This is a genomic window from Faecalimonas umbilicata (assembly GCF_004346095.1).
In the GTDB taxonomy this organism is placed as follows: Bacteria; Bacillota; Clostridia; order Lachnospirales; family Lachnospiraceae; genus Faecalimonas; species Faecalimonas umbilicata.
The window spans coordinates 1-9,286 of the sequence record NZ_SLZV01000048.1; the positions used below are offsets into that span (position 1 = coordinate 1).

Consider the following 9,286-nt stretch of genomic DNA (forward strand, 5'->3'; position numbering starts at 1 on the left):
TAAAAGTGAAAAGACGAATAAGGCTCCTTGGTCAAGCGGTTAAGACATCGCCCTTTCACGGCGGTAACACGGGTTCGATTCCCGTAGGAGTCATTTGAGCATAAATGATTCATTTGGCTCATATAATAAAATATATAAGTTATGGCGCCATAGCCAAGTGGTAAGGCAAAGGTCTGCAACACCTCTATCACCAGTTCAAATCTGGTTGGCGCCTTAGAAAGTATCGAAGTGATTCGGTACTTTTTTTGTGCGGTAAAAGTTCTTGGATTTTGTGTAAAAATGATTATGCCGAAGATTTTTATGGACTTCATAAATTAAATCCTTTCGTTTGCCATAGGCGGAAACCCACTACATTCAGGTGGTGGGAGGAGCCTTGTGAATCTTTAGCCATTACAAAGGGTGTTGTCAACCACCCTATGATGTAACGCCACTTTAGATAGCAATATCTATTGGGGTTAAAGGTCGGAGACGTAAGTCGTTAGTACGACTGGGCAGTTACAAGCCCATGACCTTTAGGTCGTGGGTAGTTGACGAGAAATAAAAAGAGAGAGGGCTTGTTAGTTTTGCCCTCTCTTTTTTTTAGTGAATAAGATTTTTAAAACTCAAGTCCAAAATTCATTTCATAATAATTTCCTTCGCTGTCACGGTAAGCGTATGCTTTGCCGTTCTCATCCTTCATTTCTTCCGGCATATAGAAGTCTTTGTCATATCCCGGTACGTCGTTGCGAGATACGCATACACCATCGGCATTGACAGCGAGAACACTGTCATCTTTTGGAAGGGTGATCGGCATTTTTCCGCTTGGAGTATAGGCACCGGTGATAATGTCAATCGTTGCTTCCGGGAACGTGTCAAATCCAGCGAGCAGTGCGTCAGAATAACGTTCGACATTTCCCACCATCCATGCGAGTGTAAAGTTAATATTAGAAATCACTTTTCCTCCATTTGCATGGATTGCTTCTGAAATCACGCGGATCTCATCAGTGCCAAGAAGTGTTGTTTCTTCGTGTGTCGCCTCAGCTGGTCTTCCGAGATCGTCAACATCGTGGACAGTTTTGTTCTCGCAGATATCCAGTTCGAGATATCCTTTTGTTGCGTTGAAGTATTCTCCGGAACTTGGACTTGCGAAAAGGAATGCATAGTCAGCATCCTCGTAATGGTCTGTAAGTGTCACTCCTGGAGTTTCGGCTAAGATGCTGTGCAGTTTTTCTGTAAGCGCCTTGGCAGTCTCTTCTTTTGATGCAAATCCTTTTGCAAAGATTTTTTTGTCTGCAAGTTTTTCTGCGGTCAGAGGAAGAAGCTGCTCTTTGTTTTTCAGAAGGACAACAGATTTGCGGTGTACGTCATCGGCATGTTTCCAGTGTACCGGATTTGCAATCACTTCTTTTGCAGTCTGCGGATCACGGTATGGGTTTTCAAAGACACCAAGTTCGAACATTTCTTTTAATGTGTGCGCGGCCGCAGTTGTGAGAGCTTCTTCAGACAATGTGATCTGCTCTAATGTATATCCGTCAGGAATTTTGTGCGCACCGTCTGTATAGTAGCCATTTGTTCTTCTATCTAAAGCTTCTTTTGCGGCAAATACATCAAAGGAACCGCTGATGATATCGACACCGGAATTGACTGCAAGTGCGATTCTTTCAGGAATGTCAAGTTCTTCCACACCCCATGCCATATTGATGGTGATACCGGAGTCGCTGTTGATATAGCCTTGGAAGTTCATCTGATTTTGCAGAAGTTCCTTTAAGAAAAACTGGTTAAACGCAAATCCAACTGGAATCATTTCAATCGGATTTCCATTCATGTCGTACTGGATGCCGCTCTTTTCAGCTGCAGGTTTTGCATAATAAGGCATGATAGAGGATACGTGGTTTGCAATAGAAGACCGGAATCCTGGCAGATGGTATTTCTGTAAGCTGTTTTCTGTCTGGTAGACATTCCATTGTCCTTGTTTGTAGTGTGGGTCAAATCCATTTTCACGAGCACCGCCGCCAGGGAAATGTTTGACAGTCATTGCAACACCATCTGTTGTTACACCATCTTTGCTTCCCTGAATGCCTGGAACAAGGCGGTCAAAAATATTGTTGATCAGTTCTGGATCTTCGCCGAACGTACCGTAAGTACGCTGCCATCTTGGATCAGATACGACGTCTGCCATATACATATATCCTTTTTTCATTCCGGTTGCATCCCATTCTTCACGGATGCATTCTGCAAAATCATCGATCAGGTCAAGGCTGCTTCCTTTTACGGCAGCGGCAATTCCCATTGTTCCCGGCCATGTGGCAAATACACCAGCGGCATCGTTCATACCGAAGACGATCTCTCCGTTTTCGTTTCGGGAGTTTGATACCATGAGAACCGGAATCGCATGTGTCTCGCCTTCAGCAAGTGCATTCAGTTCGTTCATCCAGTCTGCAAGCTCGTCCGGTTTTGGATTTTCGCGCAGGATAAAGTGGCGGATTCCCATATCTTTTACCGTATAGGTGGTTCCGTGATATTTTTCGGCGTTAAAGATTGTAGTGTCTTTTTCAATTACTTTTTCATCAAGAAGTCCGGTTGCATCGACTGCCTCTTTGTCTTCCTGGTAAGCTCCCATTTTTAAAGAATTGATGAAGAGCAGACCGATCTTTTCCTCGGAGGAAAGTTCCTCTGCAAGTGCTTTGGCACGTTCGGAAGGAGTTTTTCTCCAGTCTTTGTAAGTATTTAATGTTCCGTCACCGTTTAAATCTTTGAAATAAAGACCATCGGATTCGATCACATCTTTGGCTGTTACACCGATCGTAGGCCCATTTGGGTTCTTATAGTAGCGGATCATTTCTGTTGCCTTTTTTGCTGACATTATTTTTTCTCCAATCTTATAAATTTATTTTTCCAGAAATGTTTGCGGCAAGCGTTTTCCAATCAGGAACCACTTGGAAAATCCGGAAGAATATACTTTTATTTTATCGTATTTTGTGAGATGAGATATTAAGAAATATGCTATAATATTATTGAAATATGCTGTCGGATGAAAAATAGCGGACAGTAAAAGGTATGTAAAAATAAGTCTGATTTTCGAAAATAAGGTTTAGGAAAGAATAGGGACGAGCGAGGAAGAAGAGTTGTGAAAGGAGAGGAAACATGAAAACACATGAAGAACTGGTGCAGACTGCCAGAGTGCTGCACAAGGCGCTGAAGGTTGATCTGACAATCTACGACGGTGACAGAAACTGTATTGTGAAATTCACAAAAAACCCATATCCCGAGGAATTGTGTGGAAAACTTTGGGAGCATCCGGAGAAAATGTGGAAACATCTTGGGAAAGCGAAGGAAGATAGTGTTTCTTATCAGTATTTTCCGGAATTTTATCTCGTCTGTATGAATCTGAAGGTCATAGAGGAGGACGAGAGTTATTATCTGTCAGCAGGACCATTTCTGACGGAGCATTATTCAGAGCAGCTTGTCTTGAAAATTCTTCATAGCCAGAAGCTGTCACTTTCCAGAAAAGGGAAGTATGAACTCTTGTATTCACAGCTTCCATATTTTTCAAACCGGGCAAAAACGATGGCAGATGTCCTTTCGTATCTGATCAAAGTTTGTCCTGAGTGGAAACAGATCCCGGTCATATATGAGGAGATGCCCGGGCAGGAGGAATGTGTGAAAGAAACAAGGAGAGAAAGGGAAGGGCTGTTAGAGAAGACAGATATTCTGCTAAATTACGAGACGGAACGGCGATGGAGGGCTGCGGTGGAACAAGGAGATTTCCAGATGGCAAGGCGTGGAATCTCTCAGATGAGTAAAGGAGAATTTTTCTATCGAACTCCGGATAATCCGCTTCGTTCACAGAAGAATCTTTTGTTTACAGTCAATACGATCTGCAGAATCGCGGCAGTGGATGGGGGAGCAGATGTTGTGAGAGTACACGAGATCAGTGATCTGTTTGCGATCCGCATCGAGCAGGCGAGAAGCGGGTTGGAGACAACGATGTTGGAAGAGGAAATGTTGCGCGCATACTGTCAGATTGTGATGGAGACGAAGACGAGAGGACATTCAGCGCCTGTGGCAAAAGCAATCCAGTATATGTATGCACATTTTGATCAGCCGCTTACAATGGAGAAAATTGCGGAGGCGATTCATTTTAGTCCGGGGTATTTGTCGAGAACTTTCAAAGCAGAGATGCGTGTGACAGTCGGAGAATATTTGAACCGGCTTCGCATTGAGAAGGCAGAGGGAATTTTAAAAACAGGAGATTTCCCGGTTATGGAGGTTGCGATTATGACTGGATTTTCCAGTTATGCGAAATTCAGTGTAGAGTTTAAAAAATATACGGGAAAAACAGCGCGGGAATATATGGCAGCCATTCATTGACTATCCAAGGAGAGTTTGCTATGATTTCATAAAATAAATGAACAAAGGAGGACGCTATGAGACAAAAGATAAAGGACCGGATGCGGGCACTGAAAATGGAGATCCGGGAGCACAAGAGTTCTTTTATAGTGTATGTGACCCTTCGCGCACTTGTGATCCTTGTGATGATTCTTCAGATATTCAATCGAAATTATGAAGGGGTTTTCTACTGTATACTGACCTTGATTCTTCTGATGATTCCAAGCTTTATTCAGATGGAACTGAAGATAGAACTTCCGACGACACTGGAGATTTTTATATTGATCTTCATTTTTGCGGCGGAGATACTGGGAGAAATCGGTTCTTACTATACAAAGGTAGCGAACTGGGATACGATGCTCCACACGATCAATGGATTCCTTGCGGCGGCGATCGGATTTTCCCTTGTAGATATTCTGAATCGGAATGAAAAAGTGAAAGTACAGTTATCACCTCTTTTTATGGCAGTTGTGGCATTTTGCTTCTCTATGACGATCGGTGTCATGTGGGAATTCTGGGAGTGCGGAATGGATTTGTTTTTGGGTATGGATATGCAGAAAGACACGATCGTACACAGTATTTCCACTGTGATGCTGGATCCGACCGGAGGGAATCAGGTAGTGCATATTGATAATATTAAAAATACTGCCGTCAACGGGATGGAATTGGGCTTAGGAGGTTATCTGGATATTGGGCTGATCGATACGATGAAAGACTTATTTGTCAATTTCATCGGTGCGGTTGTATTCTCAATTATCGGATTCTTTTACGTAAAGCAGAGAGGAAAGGGAAAATTTGCAAACCGCTTTATCCCAAGAATCAAAGATGAGAATGCAGATTTCCTGAAAATTGTGGAAGAGGATAGAAAAGTTGAAAAAGTCCAGAAAGAGGATTCTGACAGCAATCCCTAGTATATAATAGAGCCAAGAGAGAATAGACTACATAGGGAACGGGAAAACTGAAAGAAAGTTCCGAGATGCATATAAGAAGCGAAATCGGCATAAAAAATTAAGATAAGAAAAGAAGCGGGAATCGAATGAGAAAGAGCGTGTGGAAAAAAAGAAGAAGGATTATTTTGATAATCTGTGCAGGCATTTTCGCGGGAATCACGCTCCTGACGGGGACAGGAAGCGGTGGAAATGTATTTGCGCAGAGAGTCGATGAAAACGAGGCAACTGCATCTGGGGAAGCCGGACAGGATGATAGTATACAGAATGATCGTGTTCCGGATGATAGTGCCCGAAATGAGAATGTTCTGGGTGATGGTGACCAGGCGGAGAAATCTCAGGAGGAACAAGGGGAGAGTTTTGTAAAGGATGTGCTGGAAGAACTCACCTATATGAGAGTGAGGCTTGGCAGACGTTATCTGGGGAGAGAGGCAGAGTATGATATTTACGGAGCAAGAACCATTGTGCAGCCAAATGAGGGAGAAAAGCAGATTATAATCCGAGATGGGAATCGTGCAGAAATTTTTTATGGGACATACAGAGGTGTGAAAGAGTATGAGTCTTACACAGAGCTGTCAGATATGTTGGATGCACAGTTCTTTTTACTTCCCATTATCAATCTGGAATTGACGGATCAGAGGATCAAAGAACAGAATTATGAGATGGAATTTACAGAGGAAGAGCAGCTTGAAGGATTTCTGACGGCACTTTCTTATGTGGGAGCAGTGGACATTGAGGCAGTACAGCTTACGGCAGTGCGAATTCGGTTTGATGAAATGTATCGGCCGGAGGAGGTACAGTTTCATCTGCAGTCAGAGACGATTGCGGAGGAGGACCTCCGGACTGTGGAGCAGGAACTGCAACAGCAGTATGCTTACGATGATGTTGTGGAAGAATTATCCTTTGAGGACAGGTACAATGAAATTTTGCTGAAGATACAGGAAATTGTCCCGGAGAAGGATGTGACGGCAGAACAGTATATTGAAGATTTGTCAAATGTGGCGCGGGCAGCAGATGAGAGTTTTCTTGCGATTTTGAGAGACCAGTCAAAGCAACTGATAAAGAAGGATGGCTGGGATCGCCGTGCAGTATTTGCCTATCTGGAAGCAATCGATGCAAGATTTGGGGAATTTCGGGAAGATTCTCTGACAGAGATCCCTCAGGAAACTTATTTAAAAGAACTGGAAGATACATTTGCGGAAGTGCACAAGGTTGGATCGGGTGTCTACACCTATATGTTTGAAGTCAGTGGGCTGAAAGCGAAAGAGAAGGCGCTGCTTGTCATCTCTCAGATGGGTGGCTATATGGATGGGAATGAGATGCTTCAGTTGGCAGGTGAGTATCAGTTTGACAGTGAGATGCCGCCGCATGCGGAATTTCTGGAGTCCTATGCTGCCTGTGTACGGACTGCATGGCAGAAGAAGAGTGGAGCATATAAAATACTGGATGATCAGAAAGTACATCAGTTTCGAATGTATATCGACAGGCAGAATATTCAGTATGTGCGAAGTCATTTTGCCGGGAAGACTGATTATGAAAAGCTGCAAAATTATGCGAAGCAGTATGAGTTTTCTCTATATTATGGGGAACCTTCCAGACATCACAATAAGATTTTGCGCAAAGGCAGATTTGAAGTGCAGGAATATGACAAGGTGCTGACACCGAACCGGTTGTCAGAATTTATTATTGATGTGAAGACAGGCGCCTTTATTACGGAGTGGGATATTTTGAAAGTGGATGAAGTAACAGGGATCGTGAGTAACTCGGAGGCATATCCAAAGCAGAAGACGATCGAAGGCAAGACAATTGTTGACACAGAGTCCTTTAACTATGCACCTGCAAATTATGAGGAGGCTCACCAATGTCTGGATGTGCTACCGGCCTCTCCGGACAAGAAAAAGGGGGACGCAACCTATCTTGAGAATCAAGTGAAGAAGACAATGAAAAAAGTGTGGAAGAGTCCTGAAAAATATCATTACAGAGAGCGGTATCGTTCTGCGAAGGATTATAAAAAGGAAAAATAAAAGGGCAGTAGGAGGAAACCTGGATGAAAAAGGAGAGAAAGTGGCTGTGTGGTATACTGGCTGCAGTGATATTGGGCAATATGACCGGCTGTGGAGAGCAGATTTCGGGCAAGACACCGGTAAATCGTATTCTGGCAGAAGAATCTTATATTAATGTCATACTTGGAGAGGGGTATCATCAGCAGGAAGTGCGGTTTGATCTGAAAAATGACAGAGCAGTGATTCCGAAAGATGTGCAGTGGGGGATGCACAGTTATCGAAACGGAACTGAGGTCGGAATTTCCTACGGAGAGAGCGAAGGGTGTGAGATCTATGATTCAGATCCGGAAGTAAATCCAGAACTGTATGAAGAATCGTATTTGGATTCTATTCGAGAGCTCAAGTTGAATGTGTCGGATATCCGAAAAAATAATTATAATATCAAGGTTGTTAAAAAGAAGCAGCTGGAAGCATTTGAACAGGAACTTGCGCTGATGTCGGGAGTTGTGATCAAGGGGGAATATGAACTGACAGGAGTCAACATTGAATTTGACCGGAGATTCCGACCAGTCAAAAAGACCTTTCGACTTCAGGCGCTGGATGAGTCGCAAATGCATGAAGAGAAAAAAGACGAGAAAAAATGTATTCAGGAATTTGGATACAATATAGGAAAGGTCCGGTTTCAGACTTCTTACCGCGATGTCGAGAAAAAGATACAGAAAGAGTGGAAGAAAATTTTGGAAGCGGAAAGAACTGAGGCACTTCTTCCCTACAGGAATCAATAATTGCAATCAAGCCATGAATGTGCTACACTCCAACTATACAAAGGAAGCTTTGCGTATGAGGAGGTGAAAGAGAAGCAGTTATGGCAAAAAAGCAGGAAAGATCAAGGAAAAAAGGAAAGAAGAAAAAATCAGGATTGCTGAGCAATCTTATTTTGATACTGGCAGTGTGCGTATTTGTATTTTCCGGCTATCAGCTCTACCAGATTTTTTCCGAGTACCATGAAGGGAAGAAGGAGTACGAGGAGATCAGAGAACTTGTCATTCAAGAAGAGCCAAAGAAAGAACCGGAAGAAGAGAAAGAACCGGAAGTTCAGCCACGCTTTACAGTTGATTTTGCGACATTGCAGCAGATGAATCCCGATACTGTTGGATGGATCCGCTTTGAGGAGCCGTCAGAGATCAGTTATCCGGTTGTCAAAGGCAGAGATAATGAAGAATATCTGACGAGAACTTTTGAGGCGAATGACAACAAGTTAGGAACACTTTTTGTAGATAAAGATAATACCGGTACTTTTACAGACCGCAATACAATCATCTATGGACACAATATGAAAAATGGAACGATGTTTGCTCAGCTGTTAAAATATAAAGAACAGGATTTCTTTGAGAAATATCCGTATTTTTCTATCTATACTCCTGATGGAAAAGAATCAAAATACCAGATTTTTGTGGCGGGAGTTGTAGAGGATACTGCTGTAAATTATCAGTTTGCATTTCAGTCGGATGAGGAGTTTTTAAATTACATTGAGACGATCAAAGGAACATCACTGTATACGCCGAATGTGGAAATCAACGCAGCATCTCAGATTGTGACACTTTCTACCTGTACAAATGTTGCTGATGAGGAGCGATTTGTCGTGCAGGCAGTAAAAGTCAGTGAACAGTAAGACAGACAAGGAAGGAAACGGCAGAGGAGGGACAAGAGATGGCGAATGTATATGAAGTCGGGGACATCGTCCGCATGAAGAAAAAGCATCCGTGTGGAAGCTACGAGTGGGAGATTCTTCGTGTCGGAGCAGACTTCCGTTTAAAATGCACAGGTTGTGGACATCAGATTATGATTACAAGAAAATTAGTAGAAAAAAACAGGCGGGTTACGATTGCAACTTGAACTAATAAAAGTTCAGGTTGCTTTTTTTATGCAGTTTGCACAAAAAGGAGGAAAAGGTTATGAGTATGATAT

The 9,286-nt window shown here is 42.9% G+C and carries 7 protein-coding genes and 2 tRNA genes; 8 read left to right on the forward strand and 1 reads right to left on the reverse strand.

What is annotated here, in order from left to right; genetic code table 11:
- Nucleotides 1-21: 21 nt before the first annotated feature.
- Both EDD74_RS14720 and EDD74_RS14725 read left to right on the forward strand, forming a co-directional pair.
- Nucleotides 22-93: transfer RNA gene (locus tag EDD74_RS14720), tRNA-Glu, on the forward strand.
- Between the two features lie 50 nt (nt 94-143).
- A tRNA-Cys gene (locus EDD74_RS14725) sits at nt 144-214 on the forward strand.
- Between the two features lie 381 nt (nt 215-595).
- On the opposite strand, the gene EDD74_RS14730 is transcribed toward EDD74_RS14725, so the two are convergent.
- Complete coding sequence (locus tag EDD74_RS14730; protein ID WP_116440899.1) at nt 596-2,842, reverse strand: glycoside hydrolase family 3 protein; 2,247 nt, start codon at nt 2,840-2,842, stop codon at nt 596-598.
- Between the two features lie 281 nt (nt 2,843-3,123).
- Here EDD74_RS14730 and EDD74_RS14735 point away from each other — a divergent pair, with 281 nt between their 5' ends.
- The 6 genes from EDD74_RS14735 to EDD74_RS14760 all read left to right on the forward strand — a co-directional run bounded on the left by EDD74_RS14735 (nt 3,124) and on the right by EDD74_RS14760 (nt 9,214).
- Nucleotides 3,124-4,350: a helix-turn-helix domain-containing protein gene (locus EDD74_RS14735; RefSeq protein WP_008976965.1), complete on the forward strand. Its 1,227-nt coding sequence runs from the start codon at nt 3,124-3,126 to the stop codon at nt 4,348-4,350.
- A 56-nt stretch (nt 4,351-4,406) separates the two neighbouring features.
- Complete coding sequence (locus tag EDD74_RS14740) at nt 4,407-5,279, forward strand: DUF2238 domain-containing protein (protein WP_116440898.1); 873 nt, start codon at nt 4,407-4,409, stop codon at nt 5,277-5,279.
- Between the two features lie 125 nt (nt 5,280-5,404).
- Nucleotides 5,405-7,339: a DUF3114 domain-containing protein gene (locus tag EDD74_RS14745; protein ID WP_116440897.1), complete on the forward strand. Its 1,935-nt coding sequence runs from the start codon at nt 5,405-5,407 to the stop codon at nt 7,337-7,339.
- A gap of 23 nt (nt 7,340-7,362) precedes the next feature.
- On the forward strand, nt 7,363-8,103 hold the full coding sequence (locus EDD74_RS14750) for a hypothetical protein (protein WP_116440896.1): 741 nt from the start codon (nt 7,363-7,365) through the stop codon (nt 8,101-8,103).
- Nucleotides 8,104-8,183: 80 nt separating this feature from the next.
- Nucleotides 8,184-8,990 carry a class B sortase gene (gene srtB, locus EDD74_RS14755; RefSeq protein ID WP_116440895.1) on the forward strand — a complete coding sequence of 269 codons (807 nt, stop codon included), beginning with the start codon at nt 8,184-8,186 and terminating at the stop codon, nt 8,988-8,990.
- A 38-nt stretch (nt 8,991-9,028) separates the two neighbouring features.
- Nucleotides 9,029-9,214, forward strand: a complete 186-nt coding sequence (locus tag EDD74_RS14760) for a DUF951 domain-containing protein (RefSeq protein ID WP_116440894.1) — start codon at nt 9,029-9,031, stop codon at nt 9,212-9,214.
- Nucleotides 9,215-9,286: the final 72 nt, after the last annotated feature.